This window comes from Mojavia sp. (genome assembly GCF_059505145.1).
In genome coordinates this window covers 1-19033 of sequence record NZ_JCACKA010000109.1, presented here as the reverse complement: position 1 = coordinate 19033, position 19033 = coordinate 1, and the positions used below count along the sequence as shown (strand labels likewise).

The window sequence follows — 19033 nt, the reverse complement described above, 5'->3', positions numbered from 1 at the left end:
TTGAAGGTTGAATTTTGGGAATAGGCGATCGCATATAATCGCCTAAAAAGACTTATGTTGGATCTTGACCCAGATGAGAACTTGCTGGGGTTTCCCAGCGCAGCAACCTTGGCAATTGCGACAAGTGGACACCATAGTTAAAAATCCACAGAACAATCTCGAAAATTAATAAATTCCGTACCCAGATTAATTCAGGCTGAGGATTTAAAAGTATCAGTCCCTGATACAACTGCCAGATACGATAAGGCAAGTACAAGCAAGGAATAGTCACCCATACACAAGAATGAAATTTCCTCGCTACTACACTTTCTGATAAAATTTGCAACCCCAGCATCAGAAAGTAATCAGCCAGGAGAATCAAAACTTGTTGGTAATTCCACCAAATGCCCCACAATACCATTGCCAGTAGGGGAAGGGCGATACCCAACACCAGTACAATAGCAAACCACACCTTAAACCACGTAGGTAATGGTTGTGGGATACTGAAAGGCTTAGAATCTCTCCAAACCCAACTTACAAATATAAAAAAAGATGTGGCACATACTAGAAAAAGCAGATTTTCCAGGAATAGATAAATGTTGTGGTTGGAGAAAGTCATGAGGTAATTTTGAGGCTACGGTGTTCTAGTTTTATTCTCCTGCAATAGGATGTTTGCAGCTTAACGACCTAGCCATGTCTTAATCACGTCAAGGAGACTGGAACCACCCCAAACTAAGGCAATCAGAATTGAAGTAGTCAAAATTGCCCCCATCACACACAAAACTAAACCACCTAAACTAATAGCACCATCATCTTCTAACAAACCAAAGCCAGTCACAAAAATACCCATTGCTGGCAGAGTATTAGTTCCCGGAATCGGAATCATCATTGAAATTGCCATTAAAGCGATCGCACTGCCAATTGTGACTCTACCAGGTAATGTAGTACATATATAGCTCAGTCGCGGACGAGCGATCGCTTCAATTCTTCGCAACCAAGGAATCCCTGCTTTCAAAAACCCTTGAACTGTATCAAGTTTAAGAGGATGATTCATCATTCGTTGAGATAGCCAAGGGCTTTTAGCACCTGTAATTAGCTGTATCGCCAGTAGAAAAATCAAAATGCCAAAAGGAGTTGAGTAACCAGGAGCCGGAACTGGTAAAGCAGAAGGCAGAGATAGGATAACCAACAAAAATCCAAAAATTCTTTCCTTTGCTAGCAGCAAAATATCTGCCAAAGTTACTTGTGATGGTCGCTCTTCGTCAAAAAATAGCGTTGTAATTCGTGATAAAACCTAGCCATAAATTTCGGATAACTACTAGTTTAGTAAAGCAATATATCGCTCACTTTCAAACACAGCATACATGAAAGTGAACAGGCCGCAATGAAATTATCTACTCTTTTCTTCTTTGTAGAAGTTTCTTGAAAAATCAAGTTTTTCATTCTCTGCCTATTTTAGGTGAGGTACAAAAGCAATTTCAATTTTTGTTTCTTTTATTTGATTGAATGAGATGAAGAATTGATGGTAGTAGAGAAACAATTATGAAATGCACAAATAAAAACACCAATAATCAGAACTTAAATATTCAGTAATTGCTGAGATGCTACGAATTCAGCAGTGAACAACAAACTATACCCAGGCAGATTCAGCAAACAGCCAAGCGATTTAATCAGCTCTGGTAAATTAAAATACATACAATATCTTACTTTCATGAATAAACATACAACATCTTAACGTTCAGCAATTTTTCGGAACGCAAAATTATATTAAATTTAGATAAATTTATTGTATTTGCAAAAAATATAATAACAGATAAGAGGTTTTGGTTTAGGTGCAGAATGCAAAGATACTTGAAAGTACTTAAGTTATTTTGGAGTACTGCGATCGCAGCTGAGATGGAGTATCGGCTCAACTTCCTCTTAGCTACTCTCAGTAGCTTGGGAAATATGATCGGCAGTCTCTTTGGACTATTCTTGTTTTATTACCGTACTGGCTACACTTTTGGCGGCTGGTCGTGGGAAGCAGCTTTAGTTGTTCTAGGAATCTTTACTTTACTGCAAGGTTTTTCCTCTACTTTTCTAGCTCCAAACCTAAATCGCATTGTTCGCCATGTCCAAGAAGGTACTTTGGACTTTGTGCTACTAAAACCTATCCGCAGTCAATTTTGGCTTTCCACCCATACACTTTCCCCTTGGGGTCTGCCAGATTTAGTCTTTGGCAGCATCATAATTGGCTATGCAGGTAGACGCCTTGGCTTGGGAATAAGCAACTACCTAGCCAGTGCAGTGCCGTTATTATTCGGCTTGGTGATTCTTTATAGCCTGTGGTTTATGCTAGGAGCGACTAGCATCTGGTTTGTGAAAATATACAACGTCACCGAAGTCTTACGAGGTTTATTGGAAGCTGGAAGGTATCCGATAGTAGCATATCCGAGCGCTTACCGATTTTTCTTTACCTTCGTAGTACCAGTAGCCTTTTTAACTAATGTGCCAGCAGAAGTGATGCTGGGTCGGGGTCAAATCACCTGGGTTATTGGTGCAGTAGGGTTGGCATTCGGGCTATTTTTAATCTCTACTTGGTTTTGGCGATTTGCGTTGCGCTTTTATACAAGTGCTTCGAGTTAGAAGCAGCCGTGATGCTCCTATATCTACCTATCTATCGATTTTTATTGAATTTTATAACTTTTTGTAAAAATAGCAAAAATTTTTAGGAGAATCCATATTGTAGATGTGGTGTCAATAGAGAAATCACTGAAATATAGTTAATTGTTAACTGCTTGAAAATCTAAAAGGAGACAAAAGGAGTTCTGAATCTAACGTTAAACTAACGATCGCTCTTTCTAGTCCCAGCTTAGATGCAGAGGAACAGGAACGAGAAACGCGAAATCACTTGCGAGAGATAAAAGACTTAGATGTAGAAAGTGCAGAACTCGTAGCAGTGGCAGACACACCCCAAGGAGCAAAGTCTGTTGGAGGTTTTCTGGTAGGAGTTTTGCAGACTGAGGTAAGCCTTGCCAATTTTCAAAAATTCCTGGGATACTTGCGCGATCGCCTGGGTAACAAACTAATTGAATTAGAAGTAGAAGCCAACGGCAAAAAGTTGAAAGTTAAAGCTAACAGCCAGCAAGAGTAGTAGCACTTGTTTGGCATAGTGGGAGTGATCCCAATTCAAACTTTGTCAAGAATTCCTATTCATTATGGCAAGCTTCGGTGAGTTGGGGAACAGCGACATCTTATGATGCAACTCTGGCAATCATTGCAGGGTTGCAAAAAAGCAATACCCGTGAGGAGTTACAAAAAGCGCTACACAGTCCAAATTTTTCAGTCGATGGTGCAACGGGAAAGATTCAGTTTTCACCATCAGGCGATCGCAAAGACAACCCCATCTTTTTAGTCAAAGTTCAACAAAAGCTTGGTACTAATCAATATGAATTTGTGCTAATTCAACCTTAGTAGCGTGAATTCTCTCTTATTACATTAAACAGTGCCAGCGCAACTTAATTTAAGATTAACTATAAATTAGTCTTTACCCAATTTCTAAAATTACGAATAGTTTGACTTCTCCCAATCGTTAAAGACTGCTGAACATATTCATTGACTAATTGAATAATTGGAATATTAGGAAAATTTGGACTTGATTTAGATTGTATATATTTTCCTTCCTGTAGCAAGTAAATTTCTAAACCTTGTTGTGTATATCGCCAAAGTTCAGGAACTCCCAAAATTTCATAGTTATCAAATCGAGTGCGGGAGGTAATATCAATTTCAATGGCTAAATCTGGTGGCGGATCTATAGTTGAATCAATGCGATTTTTGCCAATTACAGCAGCTTGATTTTGAATATAAAAACTGGTATCTGGTTCTACGGCTTGCCGCATTTGTTCATTTTTGAGTGTTGTGGAACCAAAAGGCTCAAAATCTATTTGGAGTTGATCTAATAAAATTCTCACCAACTCACCGAATATTTCTTTATCTTTCTCGTGCTCAGGTAGAGGAACCATAATTTCTAACCAGCCATAACTATAAGAAATACGTGCAGCACGTCTTTCTCCCATTTCTTCTAAAATATTTTCTAACTGCTGCCAACTAACATCTTTGAGCAGCATTTGTTGACCTGGTTTGACGATAATTTGTTGCAGTTTTAAAAGCATATCGCCTTGAAAAGTAGGTATAGATATTATTGTAAATCCGTCGAGTAAGGAACGCGATCGCTCCCTAACTCACCTAGCAACCAGTATTTCCGGTAAAATCAAGATTCTGAGGACTGTGGATCAGGAGAAAAAAGGGGTGCCTACACTCGGCGTAAACATTGACCATATCGCTACCATCCGACAAGCACGGCGGACGGTGGAACCAGACCCTGTAGCGGCGGCGGTACTGGCAGAATTAGCGGGTGCAGATGGAATTACAGTACATCTGCGAGAAGACAGGCGGCATATTCAAGACAGGGATGTGCGAATCTTACGGCAAACGGTGAGAACGCACCTGAATTTAGAAATGGCAGCTACCGATGAAATGGTAGGAATTGCCCTCGACATCAAACCTGATTATGTAACATTAGTACCCGAAAAGCGCGAAGAAGTCACCACAGAAGGCGGCTTAGATATCGTCGGGCAAATTGCTAAAATAGGTGAGATAGTTAATAAATTGCAGAGTGCTGGCATTCCAGTTAGTCTATTTATCGATGCCGAACCATCACAAATCGAAGCATCTGTCAAAGTGCAGGCGAAGTTTATCGAATTGCACACTGGGCAATATGCTGAGGCGGTCGATGAAACAAATCGCAAGCAAGAATTAGCCGTGTTAGCTAAAGGGTGTGAGCAAGCAATTCAAGCTGGATTGCGAGTCAACGCTGGGCATGGGCTTACCTACTGGAACGTTTACCCTGTGGCTAGTCTTCCAGGGATGGAAGAACTAAACATTGGTCATACTATCATCAGTCGGGCAGCATTAGTAGGCATGGAAAGAGCAATCCGTGAGATGAAACAAGCCATACGAGGCGAACTCTAGGGGCTGGGGACTGGGCATTGGGGACAAGGAGAATAACTCCTAACTCAACACTCAGCAACTGGCTCCTCAGCACTCAGCACTCTTTAAAGACAGAGGGGTTGTAACTGCGAAATCTAGAAATTTGGGGTCAAAATCTTCAGCAAAGACTTCTATGAGCGCAACACAGCCTAACAATCTTCCACTTTGGGTACAGGATCGGGATAAAGTTATTGAAGGCAGTACTGATGCCCAATGGCGCTATCAGACACCGCCTGATTATTCTCGGTCTAAAGAGAATCTGGCTAAAGAAAGTACACGCATTCACTTAGAGGGTACTTTAGAAGCGATCGTGCAAAACTTGGTAAGAACCTTCGAGATGGAGGTATCTTTCAAAACTAACCCGCAGCAGTGGTTGTCCATTGTCAATGACAAGTTTCGTGTGAGTACTAATGGAGGTCAAGAATACACAGCCACAGATTTAGCAGCCCAAGGTACTTACAATTTATTTATGGCTGATTCAGAGCATTACAAAGCTTCTGCTGAAAGTTTTGAATCATCAGGTCAAATCTTCCACACAACGTTTCCTCAAGGATTTCCTTGGGAAGTTTTGGAAGTTTTCTCTGGGCCACCGAACGTAACATTTAAATGGCGACACTGGGGACATTTTAAAGGTGCATACAAAGACTATGCACCAACTGGAGAGACAGTAGAAATCATCGGTATGAGCATTGCCAAAGTTACTGATGATCTACAAATTGTTTCCTTGGAACACTACTTTGACAACACGCTATTTTTAGAAAAGCTGACAGTTGGCGGCAAATACTCAAGTAGTGAAAACAAGGCAAGCGCTTGTCCCTTTAGTTCTTGGTTTAAAAAAGTCAAGAAGAGTTAATTTTTAAGGGTACAGAATATATCTGTGCCCTTAAACCAATCATTAACAATCAAAGGATGAAAATGCAAACTTACTATTACGTTTTGGCAAGTCAGAACTTTTTGGTACATGAAGAACCAATAGAAGAGGTATTAAAGGAACGCACCCGTCATTACCACGAACAAGAAAAAGAAATTGATTTTTGGTTGGTTAAGCAGCCAGCTTTTCTGGATGCACCAGAGATGGCAGAGATTAAAGCAAAGTGCCCCCAACCAGCAGCTGCAATTATTTCTACCAATTCTCAATTTATTACGTGGTTGAAACTGCGGTTGGAATATGTCATTACAGGAGAATTTCAGGCTCCTTCTGAGACAATTCCCAATGCTTTAGCATCTCTAGCTGCTGTATCATAATATACTTAAAAAAAGTGGTAAAACATAATTATCACTCGTGAGGGTTAAGCAGGGACAGGAGGTATTTGTCAAAAGGCAATATTCTAAATTTTGAATTTTGAATTTTGAATTCTTTGTCCCCCCTGCTACCATCCAGGGGGAACAAAATATATTTTTATGAAATCTTTTGAGAAAGTACTATTTATGTCTGAGACTGTTGTGCAGAGATTTCCGAATTTACCATATGCTGTAGTATTAGCGATCGCGGGATTGATTGGTGGTATCAGTTCTGTTGCTGCTCAACAACGTATTCCCGTTTGTCAACCTCCGAACGTCGGTGAGTATCTTTTATTGGTAGTCAGCCCCACAGCAAATACTCAGAAGCAACTGCGTAATGCTTTACCCCCTGAACTTAAAAGCATCACCACCTGCCAATACCTCACAGATACAGTGACACGGATAGGAGGGTTTAACAAAATTGACGATGCTAATCGTTGGGCGAGATATATTAACAATATTGTTGGGTTATCTGGGATCATCACTACTCGACCCGCAGATGTGCAACCGTCTCAAACAGTGAGTTATAATCCTCAAGCTCTGGGACAGGGCTATGCCGTATTGGTGGATTATTTCAACCGTCCAGAACTCGCATCTAATGTAGAACAAGTAGTGGGAGGTGACGTAGGCTTTGCTTCCTACGGACAACGCCCTTACTTACTGGCAGTTTACACCACTAACCAAAAAGAAGCATACAGCACCTTACAGAAGCTAAATGAACGCGGCTTTGTTGCCTATTTAGTAGACAGTCGTAAGGTGATGTTACTACGGTCAATTGTGCGGTTACAGTAGTTAGCCAGTAGTCATATAGTCGCTAGTTGCTGGAGAATGAACTACGAACTATAGACTATTGGCTAAGAAAGACCTAGCTAACCAAGAGATGGTTATGCCCAAAGCTGACCCAGCTATTACCTGAACTGGTGTGTGTCCTAGTAATTCCTTGAGGCGGTCTTGGCTAAATTCATGTTTTTCATCAAATAATTCATCAATCATTTGATTAAGAATCCGCGCTTGTTTACCAGCTGCTTGGCGAACTCCAGCAGCATCGTACATGACAATGATGGCAAAAACTGTAGCCAGAGCAAAATCAGGAGATGCCCAACCTAGAGTTTGCCCGACACCAGTTGCTAGAGAGGTAACTAGAGCTGAATGAGCGCTGGGCATACCTCCGGTTGTCACTAAAACACGCACATTTAGTTTGCGATGTGTGGCAAGCTCGAAGACGAGCTTCATGGCTTGAGCCATCAAACAAGCTATCAGCGCAACCAGCAGCACCCGGTTGTCTAAGATATCGCCTATGTCCTGCATGGTATTTTGGTTAGGTTAGTAGATATTAGCAGCAGTTGTTTTTTTTGGAAATGTTTGGATGCAACCCAAAATCCAAAATTGACCGTCGCTAGGCTCCCAGTCAAAATCACCTCAGTTCTGATGACTAACGACAAGTTAGCCTACGGACTAGTATGTCGGCAGCCAACGTTGAGACTTCTCTCAAAATGCGTCTTGAAAAGTTTGCTAAGGAGGGTTTCCCTCCTGACAACGCCAGTTCGTATAACGGGGAGCCACTGCTTTGGGCGGCTCTGCCGACTTGTAGCAAGTGGCGTGGGAACCCAGAAACGACTGGCTCAACTTTTCGCAAAATTCAAAAATCAAGGATGAAATCCTACACCAGTACCTACAACTCGGAAAACCCGCTCAAGCACTAGCTCCTGAATTTATTTATGTAGAGAGAGAAATATTTGTGTCAAGCTTCTTAGCACCAGACACAAAGCGTCGTCTACTATTATCCCAGTCCCTAAATATATTTATGGGGTAAGTTTTGGAATTTTTAATTTCTCGTAGGACTTGGCTTAGTGATTGCGACTAGTGATAAAGTGAGCGATCGCCTTTAGAGGTTGCGCTAGTTCTCCAAATGGTTCTAATTCCGCACAAGCTGCCTCAACTAGCTGTTGGGCTTTTGAGCGCGATTCTTCAATTCCCCAAAGGCTGGGATAAGTTACTTTCTGCGCTTTGAGATCCTTACCAGCAGTTTTACCTAATTGTTCTTGAGTAGCGGTGATATCCAGGATATCATCCACAATTTGGAATGCCAGCCCAATATTTTGAGCATATCTAGTCAGCCGTTGCAAATCTTCAGGCGATACCCCAGTTAAAATTCCTCCACAAACAACACAAGCTTCTAAAAGAGCTGCTGTTTTATGGTTATGAATGAAATTCAGTGTTTCTAAGGAAGTATCCAGCTTACCTTCGCATTCTAAATCAACAACTTGACCACCAACTAACCCAGCAGCTCCTAGTGCCCTTCCTAGACGAGCTACTACTTGCAATACTCTATCTCTAGGTACATTCTGGGGGGTTTGAGTCGCCACAAACTCAAAAGCGTAAGCCAACAAGCCATCCCCAGCCAAAATAGCGATATCCTCGCCATATACCTTGTGATTTGTCAGCTTACCCCGACGGTAATCGTCATTATCCATCGCTGGCAAGTCATCGTGAATCAACGACATTGTGTGGATCATCTCTAAGGCACAAGCTGTTGGCATTGCCATTTCGATTGTGCCCCCAGTCATTTCACAGGTAGCAAGGCAAAGAATGGGACGTACACGCTTGCCGCCAGCTAAGAGAGAGTAGCGCATTGCTTCATAAATTTTTTCGGGATAAACGATGGGAATCGCCTGATCCAAAGCGGTTTCGCAAAGCTGTTGTCGCTCTTTGAGATAAGCTGATAGGTTAAACGTGGCTGTCTCTGGCGTCTTTTTAAACTTATCAGTTGCTACCATTCTTAAAATTCCTGAAATTTTGGTATTTTTGTCATATACGTCACAATTTTAAGGGGCTTTGGAGCTGAAAGACTCACTAGTGCTGCTTTGTAAAATTCAAAATTTAAACTTCAAAATTCAAAAACCTTTTATTCCAGGCTTTTGCGCTATTTTGAAGAGTATTTTTATTTCCGTCGCGCTGCACTACACAAAGAGGAAAAATCAGATCGTGAACGATCGCTATTTAAGAGAACAAAATGCGATTGCGCGGAGCGCAGCGCCTGCCGTAGGATGCCCGTACCCCTACGAGGAAGCAAGCTACGCGTAGCGTCTCCTTTAGGAGAAGGGCTGTAGGGCGATCGCAGATCATGTTTCATCACTCTTAACTCCTTGCCGCCTTAAATAGCTAGCAAATGTATTTTGCAACAACATAGCGACAGTCATAGGGCCAACACCCCCAGGAACTGGGGTGAGAAACTCCGCCACGCCAGCTGTTGATTCCAAGTCGACATCACCGACTAAACGACTTTTGCCACTGGCATCGGTAACGCGATTCATCCCCACATCTACCACAACAGCGCCCGGTTTCACCATGTCAGCGGTAATCAATCCGGGAAGGCCTACTGCGGCAATTAGAATATCAGCATTCTGGGTAATGGCTTTTAAGTTGTGCGATCGCGAGTGAGCAATGGTCACAGTAGCATCAGCTTCCAAAAGCATCAACGCCATTGGTTTACCCACTAAAATACTACGTCCCACCACCACCGCCTGTTTTCCCTGCAAAGGAATTTCATATTCCTGCAACAACCGCATGACACCAGCTGGGGTACAACTGCGTAAACCTGCTTCTTGCCGCACTAGTCGTCCCAAATTCACTGGGTGCAGTCCGTCAGCATCTTTATCAGGATCAATTTGATGCAGCAAAGTTACAGCATCCAAGTGTTTAGGTAGAGGTAACTGCACAAGAATGCCATCCACCTGTTCATCTTGATTCAGCGCAGCAATTACTTCTTCTAGTTCTGCTTGGGTGGTTTCAGCAGGAAAATGCTTACCAAAAGAGGCAATACCCACTTTAGCGCAGGCTCGCTCTTTATTGCGTACATAAGCAGCCGATGCTGGGTTATCACCAACCATCAGCACTGCTAAACCTGGAGGACGCCCAATTTGTGGTTGTAACTCTGTAATGCGCTTTGAAAGTTCTTGATGAATTTTTTCAGCTAAAGCTTTACCATCAAGAAGTTTGGCAGTTTTTGTTTCCATGAGAATTTCCAGCTATATTCGCCTTGAGTCCGAACTCCAATGTTAGTAGTGCTGAGTGCTGAGTTGTGATGAATCTTTCGCTCAACACTCGTTACTCAGGACTCTTCATCTAACTTAGTATGAATAGGAATTGATTTTATGAAGCTGGCAACAAAGCAAGCACTGATGCAAAAATTTTCTCAACCGGTGACTCTCATGCACCCAGCAAAAAATTTTTATTTTTCTTTATTGTTCGGGCGTAGCATTGTTCCCTACCGTCTAGGGTTTACCTTGTTCTTAGTAGTGGGACTTTTTGGTTGTGGTAACTCGATACCTGGCTTTAACGTCAGCAATTTCCGAATAGGTAGTAACGTCACTTCAATTCGAGAAATCAAACCAAAACAAAACAACCGGGCTACAGTTTACATCCAAGGTAAGGTAGAAAGGCAAGTGCCGCTTGTGAAGCGGTGGGCTTATCAAATAGATGACTCGACTGGCAAAATCTGGGTGATTACTCATCAAACTAAGTTGGCAAAGGGAGAGTTAGCTGTGTTTAAAGGTAAAGTTCGCTACCAAAGCATACCCTTAGCTGGCAAAGAGTTTGGAGAAGTTTATATAGAAGAGTCTTAATTATGAATAATTCTAAGGTTGAGGTTGCGATCGCCATTCTCTACCAAGAAAATAAGTTTCTCATGCAACTGCGAGACAACATCCCCAGTATTCTTTACCCTGGTTCCTGGGCACTGTTTGGCGGACATATCGAACCTGGCGAAACACCAAATGTAGCAGTCAAGCGAGAGATTTTAGAAGAAATCGGCTACAATTTACCAGAATTTACCGAATTTGGTTGTTATACCGATGATAAAGTGATCCGTCATGTCTTCCATGCACCGCTTTTGGTGGAATTAAATCAACTAGTTCTAAATGAAGGCTGGGACATGGGGTTATTGACACCAGAAAATATTCGCCAAGGTCAGTGTTATTCAGAAAATGCTGGTGAAGTACGTCCTTTAGGGACTGTACATCAGCGAATTATGTTAGATTTTATGGATTTTATGGAGAGAAATTTTGACCTTTTTCATGAGTCCAGTACCCAGAAGCAAAAATAGAATTAGAGTTCTTGTGGAGTCACCACTCATGCAATCAGCAAACAAACTACCACGATGGTTAAGTATCGGATTGGCATTTCCTATTGCCATTCTCAATGGTTGGCTGTTACTTCAGGTTGTGCAGTATTTTCAACCTCTAGTAAGCGTTTTTGCTGCCGCCATCCTCCTGGCTTTTGTGTTGAATTATCCAATTCAGTTTCTTCAGGAACGCGGGGTACAACGTAACTTAGCTATAGCAATAGCTTTGCTTCTTACTGTGGTGATTTTAGTGGCCTTAGGCATTACCTTAGTGCCGCTAATTATAGAACAACTTAATGAACTGGCTAATATTCTTCCCTATTGGGTTGATTCTGCCGGTCAGCAAATCCAAGCTTTCCAAAATTGGGCAGCGACACAACAACTTCCTGTAAATTTGACTGGTTTAGCTACTCAAATATTAGACAGATTGTCTAATCAACTTCAATCCTTCACTGGTAGAATTCTTAGCGTTGCTTTCGATACCATCGCCATTGTCGTCAACGTGTTATTAGCAGTAGTGCTGACGGTCTATCTCGTATTAAATGGGAAAAGCCTGTGGGATGGAGTTTTTCAGTGGTTTCCTCCTCACATTGGTTCAAAAGTGCGGCAATTATTGCAAGAAGATTTTCACAATTATTTTATTGGTCAGGCAACATTGGGTGCTATTTTGGGAGTTGCAATTACACTGGCATTTTTGGCATTGCATGTTCCCTTAGCGTTACTTTTTGGTATTGGCATTGGCTTTTTCTCCCTCTTCCCGTTTGGTACAGGGATAGGCATAGCTATAGTAAGTTCTTTAATAGCTTTGCAAAATATTTGGCTAGGAGTGGAAGTATTAGGTATAGCTGTAGCGATTGACCAAGTAAATGCTAATTTTGTCGCCCCCCGTATTCTTGGTAATTTAACTGGTTTAAATCCTGTTTGGGTGGTAATTTCTTTACTATTGGGAGCTAAATTGGGAGGTGTGTTAGGTTTGTTAATTGCTATACCCATCGCCAGTTTTATTAAAGATATAGCAGACAGTTGGCGTGATGGAGCATTTAGTCAAATCATTGTGTCTAGTGAAGATAGTAAACATCCTACTTTGGTTGAGGTTGGTGAATAGGGATATGATGGTTGTTTCCAGGCTTTACAATTTCTTATGTGGCTGCGGATCAAACCTCAAATCTTTAATTTAATTTATTTCTTTATTAGACTTCTTGCAAAAATCTAAATAAAGCTAAAAATATCCAAAGATGCACACAGATAAACACCGATATTTATTTGTGTGCATCTGCGTTTATCTGTGTTGTTTACCTAAATTTATCAAAAATTAAGTTCAACAGGAATTTTAATAATAAATTCGGTTCCCTCTCCAACAGCAGAAAGAAATTGCAGTTGACCACCGTGTTTTTCTGCAATGATTTGATAGCTGATGGATAGCCCTAATCCAGTTCCTTTGCCCACAGGTTTAGTAGTGAAAAAAGGGTCAAATAATCGCTGCTTTACATTCAAAGGAATTCCTGAACCATTATCAGCAATGCGAATAACTACTTGCTTGTTATCTATAAATTCAGTACGAATACGAATTTCGGGAGAGTTTGGAGTTGAAGAAGGTAAATTACAACTTAATCCTGAATTGCAAATTTAATTAAACGTTACAAATTTATATTTCCCTAATTTCCACCGAAAATCACATGAATTTGGGAAATATTATTTAATATGCGATCGCCTCTTCTCTACACTGGGGTAAATTAGAGACGCTACGATTTAAAAATATGGGCTAATTATTTGAATAACAATGGAAAATCTGGAGCGATCGCTATTTATTTGTAACCTCAAGTTATCATCAGATATTGTGGCAATAGTCAACACCCTTAAAGGTGCGACTACATAAACTAAACTTGCATTCACAAGTTGTGGATACATAATTAATAGCGTTTATCATTCTGTTGTTATAAATTTATTAGACACTCAATACACCTTATTTGGAGTGGGCCATGCTTAAGCAACTCATCCTTGAAAATTGGAAAAGTTTCCGTTATGCAGAACTTCCACTTGACCCTTTGACTGTTCTGATTGGTACGAATGCAAGTGGAAAGTCCAATGTGGTTGAAGCTTTGGAATTTTTGCAAAGAATAGCTAGAGGCGAGAATATTGAAACAGCTTTAGCAGGCGATAAAACGCTTCCATCTATTCGCGGTGGTGTAGAGTGGGCTGCACGAAAACCAGAAACTAAGTTTACATTAAAAGCATTAGTTCAGGGTGAGGATGAACAAGCAGATTATTTGTATGTTATTAATATACAAACACTACAATTAGTTAAAATTTTAGAAGAATATATTGAATTTAAATTATTCACTGAAAACAGGGTTTTTAATTATATTGATACAATTAACACAATTAATTTAAGAAATTATTTTCCATCTAATATTAGTGGATTAAAAGAAGTGAAAATTGGTCATATTGAAATAGAAGAAAATCTAGAAATACATGAAATTTTAAATAAAAATAAAGAGATCAATGATGAAGAATTTGAAAAAATATATAATAAGTTTTTGGCATTAAAACATCAAGGAAAAAATTTCATTATTGATGCTTTAGAAAATATTTTAATCCTTAATCCCATACCTTCAAAAATGCGCGATTATTCACACCTTTGTGAAAGCATAAAAAGCGATGCTTCAAATATCGCAAGTGTTTTAGTAGCATTACCTGATGAACAAAAAGCTGAAGTAGAATCAACTTTATCCACATATATTAAACAATTAGCAGCAGGCGGTATTCAAAAAGTATGGGCAGAAGAAGATAGCGAATTACGAAGAGGCGCTATGCTTTACTATCAGGAAGAGTGGAAAAAGGGTTATAATCTTCCAAAGATTGATGCCAGGAGTATGTCAGATGTAACTTTACGCTTTTTAGCAATTTTCACAGCATTACTCACTCGCCCAGAAGGTAGCCAAATTGTTATAGAAGAAATAGATAATGGTTTGCATCCCTCACGTGCAGAATTACTGGTAAGAATACTGCGAGAAATTGGTGAAAAAAGAAAGATTGATATTTTACTTACTACCCATAACCCAGCTTTGCTTGATGCTTTAGGCCCAGAGATTGTGCCATTTGTAGTTGTCGCACACCGCGATTCTGAAACTGGAGAAAGCAAGCTAACTCTTTTAGAAGATATTGATAATTTTTCTAAGTTGTTTGCATCATATTCTTTAGGTGATATGACAACTAAGGGTGCAATTGAAAGAAGCCTTTCTCGTAATGAATAGTTACTAATATGAGAAAGGTGCTACTCATTGATACATCGCTTTTATGCGTTTGGTTAGAAGTTCCAGGGAAAGAAACTGCTGGTAATAATGAATGGAATTTTGAGCGTGTAAATCAGAAAATTAAGGCAGAAATCGCCAAATCAACAACGCTAGTGCTTCCTTTAGCTACTGTTATAGAAGCAGGTAATCATATTGCACAGGCTAAAACAGCAAATTCAGAAAGTAAACGTATAGCAGCTCAAGAATTTGCCAAAATCATAACTTATGCAGCTGATGAAACAACACCTTGGGCGAAGTTTCATGAGCAAATTGTTCTTTGGGAAGAGGAAAAATTAAGACATTTAGCGGCTCAATTCCCAAATCAAGCTGTAGAAAAAACTTCTATGGGTGATGCCAGTATTGTCATCTTGGGTCAGCATTATCACCAAAAGGGCTTTTATGTAGAGTTTCTCACTGATGATGACAAGCTAAAATCTCAGGAACCACCTCCACCATCCCCACCTACACGCCGCAGCAGTCGCAGGAAAGGATGAAAAAATATTAAGTGATTTATTATTCTACAGATAGATATTGAAGCTTCTTCGCTGGGTACTCTAACCGGGTAACAGTATTGCAGAAAGGCAGCAATGAAACTGAGTTCAGGAATACAAGCATTTTGGCTTGCGGTGGGGAGCTACGTACTTTCGGGTTTAGCTTTATTTTTATATCTTCTTGCTGGTAATGGTTGGCAATTGACTAATCTGCTGAATCTGCCAGATTTGTTAGGTTTCACAATAGTTATTGCTTTGGTGACATTTCCGTTGCTCTGGTTCCTATCAAATGTAAAAATTCAGATGCTTCGGGCAACACCGAATGAATGGCAGTTCAAAGTAGCAGTAATTGCAGATTACCCACAGTTAGATTTAAATTGGTTACAGCAACAAACTACTATTCTAGAATCTCTTGGTTTTGTCCAGTTGATGGACTATAACGTTGACCCTGGTAATGGATTTGCGCGGTGTTTTGCCCATCCACAACAGTATTGTTTTGCGGAAATTGGTCAGATTTTTACGTTAAAAGAAGATAAACTGGCAAAAAACTGTACTTTTCACAGTAGTTTATCTCAAGATTGGTCTTTAACTGCCATTAATAGAGAGGTCAATCAACTTGATGGAATTGCTTACATTTGGCGACATCCTCAAGCAGTCAGAACATATCATTCTAATATCAACGTGGATGAACTTTTGCAGGCACACTTGATATTGAGACAGCAAATACTTACGGACGTGGGCATCTCTGTATCAAATGATGTTTCGTGGTCTGCATACAGAAGTTTAGGGCAACAAGCTACAATCTTTCGTAAACAAACTTTGAGAAGAAAAAATCTGTTGTTGGCAATGTTAGAAGCCACGCTGTTTGAAATGAAACCGAAATCTGAATGGTTGGGAGACTACCCAAAGGCGGCAAAAAGAGGAACAAATAACCGCTCGTATGGTTTCAAGCATTCTCTACGCTAGTTAGATTTATGATGAAAAAACCTTGAGCGATCGCCCTTCAATTTTCGCATCACGTTATCATCGGATATTAAGGAGAACTAGTTTTAGAAATTTCTGGACTGCGAATGATGATATGTCCCTTATCGCTTTCTTGAATAGCTAACACTGATGGTATCTCGTTAGATTTTGCATTTGGGGGTAATGCTCGAAACAAATAAATCCAGCCGCCACGTTCTAGGAGTAAGCGCCAGACTCGCGGCTGCTTTGGATTGCTAATATCATTATCTTCTCTGCCCCGCAAGTCATCGAATAAACCTCTGTCTCCAATTATGCGATAACCTTTCAACGAAGGGTCAGCAAATATATCATCAAGTTTGCGCCCTACAGCAAATTTTTCTTCAGGTGTAATTAACGCTACAACGGGCAAGGTAGAATTTTGACCAGCATCCCGCCTAGCATCTGCAATGCCTTGCCAACGAGCTAACCAAAATATCACAATTAATACCCAAGATACTATTACTATCTCATTAACTAGCGATCGCAGAAACTCCACTGAACGCAGTTGCCCAAAACTAAATTCAGCTATAGATTTTAGCTGTTTAGCTATCCATGAGCGTTTGTGTTGAGTTGCAGAGATGATGCGACTCAGTAGTAATTGGCTTGCAGAAACTACCGCATCACTAACGATCTTAATTAACCATAATGTTACCTGAATGGCGATCGCAGCTACAATAAAAGCGATCGCTGTTTTGCATATTGTCCAGATATCTCCGAGAAATATTTGCAGGGGAACTATCAAAAAAGACTGTGCAGGTAAGTCGAGGGTATTAACTTCTAGCTGAAAAAAGTAGAAATATGACCAACGATAAATCCAGCCTGCAAAGAAAAGCGCCGCACCCAGTAAGCCAAGTACACTCGTGAATTTACCTAAAATATTGGTTTCCTGGTTGGGGGTTTGGGTCATACTAATTTGTAATTCGTAATTCGTAATTCGTAATTAAGTAAACAATGCAGAAAGTAGGGTGCTTTATGGACATCAGTCTTAATGCACCAAAAATCTAGGATGGTGCGTTACCCCTGCGGCATAACTACAGGTAAATAATCAGTTTCTTTTAGTGATTTTACGGAAATTTGGTATCTGCGTTTGAAGTTTAATGAGAAAGTTAAAAACAGTCAAATAGACTGTTAAAACTATGAAAGCTTTTTTCCAGGGATGGGTTGTGGCAATCCTAGTAATGGCAGCAGCGCTAGCAGGAAATATTCAAGCTGTAATTAGCAAAGATGTCAAGACGGAAAGTTTCTTCTTAGCACAGATACCAGTCAAAGCGGATGAATTAGAACTTATAGTGGCCTTGCCAGAGTTAGCAGAGGTCATCCTTAAAAAGGGTGAGTCAAGCAGTGGTAGGGTAATAGGAATTGATGCACAAGGGCAAGCACTATCAATTCAGCGTAGTGGTAAAACTGCCATGATTCCCCTGAGCCAAATTCAAAAAGTAGTCTTCAAGAATGGGGCGTTGGTTTACAGAAGCAATGGGCGGCAAATTATCCGGGGTGAGCGCGATCGCCCCATAGGTAAGCCAGTAACTTGGAGTGGTATCCCTTTAAATACTTTTACCGTCAAAAATCCTACTCAAGGTCAGGCGGTAGTGAAACTCAAACCACCTGTAGTTTCCACAGCACAGTTGCAGGGTATTCAGTCAGTGGCTAGAAATCGGCAATATGTTGTGGATGAAATCCAGTTCAATTCGCAACAACGAACGATCACCATTCTGGCAAAACCTTATTAATCGTAAATTATTTCAGCAACTGCCTGAGAATCGAATCTAGCAATAAACTATTTGCTTCAACGTTCTTTACGATCAATTCAACGTTAGTTACAACAACTCCAACGTTAGTTAGAACAGCTTCAACATTAATAACGACAACTTTAACGTTTGTTACGATAGCTTCAGCATTAATAACAAACGCTTTAGTTTTTCTAACAACGGCTTAAGTATTTGTTATAGCAACTTCAACGTTAGTAACAACAGCTTCAACATTGATAACAAACCCTTCATCTGTTGTAACAATAGCTTCAGTATTTCTTATAGCAGCTTCAACGTTAGTAACCACAGTTTCAACATTTTTAACTACAACTTCGGCTGATGCTCATAAAAACTGATTATATCTGTAATATTCTATGAAAAAAATTCTCACCAGTTTGTTGGCTGTGGGCTTTTATATCACGCCTTTAACAGTAATGCTGATAGCTCAACCCACCTGGGGACAAACTCAAAACTCGCGATCGCAAGAAGCAGAAAAACTGCTAGAACAAGGGATAAAACTGACACAGCAACAAGAACACCAAAAGGCAATACAAATATTACAGCCAGTTCCGGCTATGGCACAGGAACTCAAAGATCAAAAACTTAAAGCAAATGCACTAGTTTGGCTTGGGCGTAACTACTCCGCTTTAGGACAAAAGCAAAAAGCACTCGAATTTTACAACCAAGCTCTTCCCCTATGGCGTGCTGTGGGCGATCGCACTGGTGAAGCCACTACACTCAATAATATCGGTCGAGTCTACGACGCTTTAGGACAAAAGCAAAAAGCACTCGAATTTTACAACCAAGCTCTTCCCATATTGCGGGCTGTGGGCGATCGCACTGGTGAAGCCACTACACTCAATAATATCGGTCGAGTCTACGACGCTTTAGGACAAAAGCAAAAAGCACTCGAATTTTACAACCAAGCTCTTCCCATATTGCGGGCTGTGGGCGATCGCACTGGTGAAGCCACTACACTCAATAATATCGGTCGAGTCTACGACGCTTTAGGACAAAAGCAAAAAGCACTCGAATTTTACAACCAAGCTCTTCCCCTATGGCGTGCTGTGGGCGATCGCTCTGGTGAAG

At 40.6% G+C, this 19033-nt stretch carries 25 protein-coding genes and 1 pseudogene; 16 read left to right on the top strand and 10 right to left on the bottom strand.

Features of this window, described 5'->3' with window-relative positions; translation table 11 throughout:
* Nucleotides 1-52 precede the first annotated feature (52 nt).
* Together AC5JL8_RS29670 and AC5JL8_RS29665 are read right to left on the bottom strand one after the other, a co-directional pair.
* Entirely contained in the window at nucleotides 53-598 is a 546-nt protein-coding gene (locus tag AC5JL8_RS29670; protein WP_495883267.1) for a hypothetical protein, read from the bottom strand.
* Nucleotides 599-658: 60 nt separating this feature from the next.
* Nucleotides 659-1281 (bottom strand): annotated as a pseudogene (locus AC5JL8_RS29665) (exopolysaccharide biosynthesis protein).
* 537 nt (nucleotides 1282-1818) lie between these two features.
* On the opposite strand from AC5JL8_RS29665, the gene AC5JL8_RS29660 reads away from it, so the two are divergent.
* From AC5JL8_RS29660 to AC5JL8_RS29650, 3 genes are all read left to right on the top strand, one after another.
* On the top strand, nucleotides 1819-2604 hold the full coding sequence (locus tag AC5JL8_RS29660) for an ABC transporter permease (protein ID WP_495883266.1): 786 nt from the start codon (nucleotides 1819-1821) through the stop codon (nucleotides 2602-2604).
* A 265-nt stretch (nucleotides 2605-2869) separates the two neighbouring features.
* Nucleotides 2870-3112 carry a hypothetical protein gene (locus tag AC5JL8_RS29655; RefSeq protein WP_495883265.1) on the top strand — a complete coding sequence of 81 codons (243 nt, stop codon included), beginning with the start codon at nucleotides 2870-2872 and terminating at the stop codon, nucleotides 3110-3112.
* Between the two features lie 77 nt (nucleotides 3113-3189).
* Complete coding sequence (locus AC5JL8_RS29650; protein WP_495883264.1) at nucleotides 3190-3432, top strand: hypothetical protein; 243 nt, start codon at nucleotides 3190-3192, stop codon at nucleotides 3430-3432.
* A gap of 59 nt (nucleotides 3433-3491) precedes the next feature.
* On the opposite strand, the gene AC5JL8_RS29645 is transcribed toward AC5JL8_RS29650, so the two are convergent.
* Entirely contained in the window at nucleotides 3492-4130 is a 639-nt protein-coding gene (locus AC5JL8_RS29645; protein ID WP_495883263.1) for a Uma2 family endonuclease, read from the bottom strand.
* 136 nt (nucleotides 4131-4266) lie between these two features.
* Between AC5JL8_RS29645 and AC5JL8_RS29640 the strand changes: the two genes are divergently transcribed.
* The 4 genes from AC5JL8_RS29640 to AC5JL8_RS29625 all read left to right on the top strand — a co-directional run bounded on the left by AC5JL8_RS29640 (nucleotide 4267) and on the right by AC5JL8_RS29625 (nucleotide 7080).
* On the top strand, nucleotides 4267-4989 hold the full coding sequence (locus AC5JL8_RS29640) for a pyridoxine 5'-phosphate synthase (RefSeq protein WP_495883262.1): 723 nt from the start codon (nucleotides 4267-4269) through the stop codon (nucleotides 4987-4989).
* A 151-nt stretch (nucleotides 4990-5140) separates the two neighbouring features.
* The gene (locus tag AC5JL8_RS29635; protein ID WP_495883261.1) at nucleotides 5141-5860 is read left to right on the top strand and encodes a SnoaL-like polyketide cyclase; all 720 of its coding nucleotides are present in this window, start codon (nucleotides 5141-5143) and stop codon (nucleotides 5858-5860) included.
* Between the two features lie 62 nt (nucleotides 5861-5922).
* The gene (locus AC5JL8_RS29630; protein WP_495883260.1) at nucleotides 5923-6252 is read left to right on the top strand and encodes an MgPME-cyclase complex family protein; all 330 of its coding nucleotides are present in this window, start codon (nucleotides 5923-5925) and stop codon (nucleotides 6250-6252) included.
* Between the two features lie 183 nt (nucleotides 6253-6435).
* Complete coding sequence (locus AC5JL8_RS29625) at nucleotides 6436-7080, top strand: hypothetical protein (protein ID WP_495883259.1); 645 nt, start codon at nucleotides 6436-6438, stop codon at nucleotides 7078-7080.
* A gap of 48 nt (nucleotides 7081-7128) precedes the next feature.
* On the opposite strand, the gene AC5JL8_RS29620 is transcribed toward AC5JL8_RS29625, so the two are convergent.
* Complete coding sequence (locus AC5JL8_RS29620; RefSeq protein ID WP_495883258.1) at nucleotides 7129-7596, bottom strand: divergent PAP2 family protein; 468 nt, start codon at nucleotides 7594-7596, stop codon at nucleotides 7129-7131.
* A gap of 152 nt (nucleotides 7597-7748) precedes the next feature.
* Between AC5JL8_RS29620 and AC5JL8_RS29615 the strand changes: the two genes are divergently transcribed.
* Nucleotides 7749-7991, top strand: a complete 243-nt coding sequence (locus AC5JL8_RS29615) for a hypothetical protein (RefSeq protein WP_495883257.1) — start codon at nucleotides 7749-7751, stop codon at nucleotides 7989-7991.
* A 144-nt stretch (nucleotides 7992-8135) separates the two neighbouring features.
* Here AC5JL8_RS29615 and crtE read toward each other — a convergent pair whose 3' ends face one another.
* The 3 genes from crtE to folD form a co-directional block, all read right to left on the bottom strand.
* Nucleotides 8136-9065, bottom strand: coding sequence for a geranylgeranyl diphosphate synthase CrtE (gene crtE, locus AC5JL8_RS29610; RefSeq protein WP_495883256.1), 930 nt, complete (start codon nucleotides 9063-9065; stop codon nucleotides 8136-8138).
* Between the two features lie 164 nt (nucleotides 9066-9229).
* Complete coding sequence (locus AC5JL8_RS29605) at nucleotides 9230-9421, bottom strand: hypothetical protein (protein WP_495883255.1); 192 nt, start codon at nucleotides 9419-9421, stop codon at nucleotides 9230-9232.
* Nucleotides 9411-10304: a bifunctional methylenetetrahydrofolate dehydrogenase/methenyltetrahydrofolate cyclohydrolase FolD gene (gene folD, locus AC5JL8_RS29600; RefSeq protein WP_495883254.1), complete on the bottom strand. Its 894-nt coding sequence runs from the start codon at nucleotides 10302-10304 to the stop codon at nucleotides 9411-9413. The genes AC5JL8_RS29605 and folD overlap by 11 nt, the downstream gene beginning before the upstream one ends.
* A 138-nt stretch (nucleotides 10305-10442) precedes the next feature.
* On the opposite strand from folD, the gene AC5JL8_RS29595 reads away from it, so the two are divergent.
* Genes AC5JL8_RS29595 through AC5JL8_RS29585 form a run of 3 tightly spaced genes read left to right on the top strand, consistent with a single transcriptional unit; the run spans nucleotide 10443 to nucleotide 12515 of the window.
* Complete coding sequence (locus AC5JL8_RS29595; protein WP_495883253.1) at nucleotides 10443-10913, top strand: hypothetical protein; 471 nt, start codon at nucleotides 10443-10445, stop codon at nucleotides 10911-10913.
* A 2-nt stretch (nucleotides 10914-10915) separates the two neighbouring features.
* Nucleotides 10916-11392, top strand: a complete 477-nt coding sequence (locus tag AC5JL8_RS29590) for an NUDIX hydrolase (protein ID WP_495883252.1) — start codon at nucleotides 10916-10918, stop codon at nucleotides 11390-11392.
* A 28-nt stretch (nucleotides 11393-11420) separates the two neighbouring features.
* A complete protein-coding gene (locus AC5JL8_RS29585) occupies nucleotides 11421-12515 on the top strand; it encodes an AI-2E family transporter (RefSeq protein ID WP_495883251.1) in 1095 nt (364 codons plus the stop codon).
* Between the two features lie 200 nt (nucleotides 12516-12715).
* Here AC5JL8_RS29585 and AC5JL8_RS29580 read toward each other — a convergent pair whose 3' ends face one another.
* Nucleotides 12716-13036 carry a sensor histidine kinase gene (locus AC5JL8_RS29580; protein WP_495883280.1) on the bottom strand — a complete coding sequence of 107 codons (321 nt, stop codon included), beginning with the start codon at nucleotides 13034-13036 and terminating at the stop codon, nucleotides 12716-12718.
* Nucleotides 13037-13389: 353 nt separating this feature from the next.
* Here AC5JL8_RS29580 and AC5JL8_RS29575 point away from each other — a divergent pair, with 353 nt between their 5' ends.
* The 3 genes from AC5JL8_RS29575 to AC5JL8_RS29565 all read left to right on the top strand — a co-directional run bounded on the left by AC5JL8_RS29575 (nucleotide 13390) and on the right by AC5JL8_RS29565 (nucleotide 16160).
* On the top strand, nucleotides 13390-14664 hold the full coding sequence (locus AC5JL8_RS29575) for an AAA family ATPase (RefSeq protein ID WP_495883250.1): 1275 nt from the start codon (nucleotides 13390-13392) through the stop codon (nucleotides 14662-14664).
* Nucleotides 14665-14672: 8 nt separating this feature from the next.
* Complete coding sequence (locus tag AC5JL8_RS29570) at nucleotides 14673-15197, top strand: hypothetical protein (protein ID WP_495883249.1); 525 nt, start codon at nucleotides 14673-14675, stop codon at nucleotides 15195-15197.
* Between the two features lie 93 nt (nucleotides 15198-15290).
* The gene (locus AC5JL8_RS29565; protein ID WP_495883248.1) at nucleotides 15291-16160 is read left to right on the top strand and encodes a hypothetical protein; all 870 of its coding nucleotides are present in this window, start codon (nucleotides 15291-15293) and stop codon (nucleotides 16158-16160) included.
* Nucleotides 16161-16227: 67 nt separating this feature from the next.
* On the opposite strand, the gene AC5JL8_RS29560 is transcribed toward AC5JL8_RS29565, so the two are convergent.
* Complete coding sequence (locus tag AC5JL8_RS29560) at nucleotides 16228-17103, bottom strand: hypothetical protein (RefSeq protein ID WP_495883247.1); 876 nt, start codon at nucleotides 17101-17103, stop codon at nucleotides 16228-16230.
* Nucleotides 17104-17332: 229 nt separating this feature from the next.
* Between AC5JL8_RS29560 and AC5JL8_RS29555 the strand changes: the two genes are divergently transcribed.
* Nucleotides 17333-17926, top strand: coding sequence for a hypothetical protein (locus AC5JL8_RS29555; RefSeq protein WP_495883246.1), 594 nt, complete (start codon nucleotides 17333-17335; stop codon nucleotides 17924-17926).
* A 202-nt stretch (nucleotides 17927-18128) separates the two neighbouring features.
* Here AC5JL8_RS29555 and AC5JL8_RS29550 read toward each other — a convergent pair whose 3' ends face one another.
* The gene (locus tag AC5JL8_RS29550) at nucleotides 18129-18251 is read right to left on the bottom strand and encodes a hypothetical protein (protein WP_495883245.1); all 123 of its coding nucleotides are present in this window, start codon (nucleotides 18249-18251) and stop codon (nucleotides 18129-18131) included.
* Between the two features lie 67 nt (nucleotides 18252-18318).
* On the opposite strand from AC5JL8_RS29550, the gene AC5JL8_RS29545 reads away from it, so the two are divergent.
* Nucleotides 18319-19033 (top strand): tetratricopeptide repeat protein (locus tag AC5JL8_RS29545; RefSeq protein WP_495883244.1); only part of this gene is annotated, 715 nt, incomplete at its 3' end.

What these genes read in the sequence shown, in the direction of transcription:
- folD (WP_495883254.1), bottom strand. Translation starts at nt 10,304, where the DNA reads ATGGAAACAAAAACTGCCAAACTTCTTGATGGTAAAGCTTTAGCTGAA.
- AC5JL8_RS29630 (WP_495883260.1), top strand. Translation starts at nt 5,923, where the DNA reads ATGCAAACTTACTATTACGTTTTGGCAAGTCAGAACTTTTTGGTACAT.
- AC5JL8_RS29560 (WP_495883247.1), bottom strand. Translation starts at nt 17,103, where the DNA reads ATGACCCAAACCCCCAACCAGGAAACCAATATTTTAGGTAAATTCACG.
- AC5JL8_RS29620 (WP_495883258.1), bottom strand. Translation starts at nt 7,596, where the DNA reads ATGCAGGACATAGGCGATATCTTAGACAACCGGGTGCTGCTGGTTGCG.
- AC5JL8_RS29660 (WP_495883266.1), top strand. Translation starts at nt 1,819, where the DNA reads ATGCAAAGATACTTGAAAGTACTTAAGTTATTTTGGAGTACTGCGATC.
- AC5JL8_RS29605 (WP_495883255.1), bottom strand. Translation starts at nt 9,421, where the DNA reads ATGAAACATGATCTGCGATCGCCCTACAGCCCTTCTCCTAAAGGAGAC.
- AC5JL8_RS29555 (WP_495883246.1), top strand. Translation starts at nt 17,333, where the DNA reads ATGAAAGCTTTTTTCCAGGGATGGGTTGTGGCAATCCTAGTAATGGCA.
- AC5JL8_RS29670 (WP_495883267.1), bottom strand. Translation starts at nt 598, where the DNA reads ATGACTTTCTCCAACCACAACATTTATCTATTCCTGGAAAATCTGCTT.
- AC5JL8_RS29575 (WP_495883250.1), top strand. Translation starts at nt 13,390, where the DNA reads ATGCTTAAGCAACTCATCCTTGAAAATTGGAAAAGTTTCCGTTATGCA.
- crtE (WP_495883256.1), bottom strand. Translation starts at nt 9,065, where the DNA reads ATGGTAGCAACTGATAAGTTTAAAAAGACGCCAGAGACAGCCACGTTT.
- AC5JL8_RS29565 (WP_495883248.1), top strand. Translation starts at nt 15,291, where the DNA reads ATGAAACTGAGTTCAGGAATACAAGCATTTTGGCTTGCGGTGGGGAGC.
- AC5JL8_RS29635 (WP_495883261.1), top strand. Translation starts at nt 5,141, where the DNA reads ATGAGCGCAACACAGCCTAACAATCTTCCACTTTGGGTACAGGATCGG.
- AC5JL8_RS29595 (WP_495883253.1), top strand. Translation starts at nt 10,443, where the DNA reads ATGAAGCTGGCAACAAAGCAAGCACTGATGCAAAAATTTTCTCAACCG.
- AC5JL8_RS29645 (WP_495883263.1), bottom strand. Translation starts at nt 4,130, where the DNA reads ATGCTTTTAAAACTGCAACAAATTATCGTCAAACCAGGTCAACAAATG.
- AC5JL8_RS29615 (WP_495883257.1), top strand. Translation starts at nt 7,749, where the DNA reads ATGTCGGCAGCCAACGTTGAGACTTCTCTCAAAATGCGTCTTGAAAAG.
- AC5JL8_RS29625 (WP_495883259.1), top strand. Translation starts at nt 6,436, where the DNA reads ATGTCTGAGACTGTTGTGCAGAGATTTCCGAATTTACCATATGCTGTA.
- AC5JL8_RS29590 (WP_495883252.1), top strand. Translation starts at nt 10,916, where the DNA reads ATGAATAATTCTAAGGTTGAGGTTGCGATCGCCATTCTCTACCAAGAA.
- AC5JL8_RS29570 (WP_495883249.1), top strand. Translation starts at nt 14,673, where the DNA reads ATGAGAAAGGTGCTACTCATTGATACATCGCTTTTATGCGTTTGGTTA.
- AC5JL8_RS29585 (WP_495883251.1), top strand. Translation starts at nt 11,421, where the DNA reads ATGCAATCAGCAAACAAACTACCACGATGGTTAAGTATCGGATTGGCA.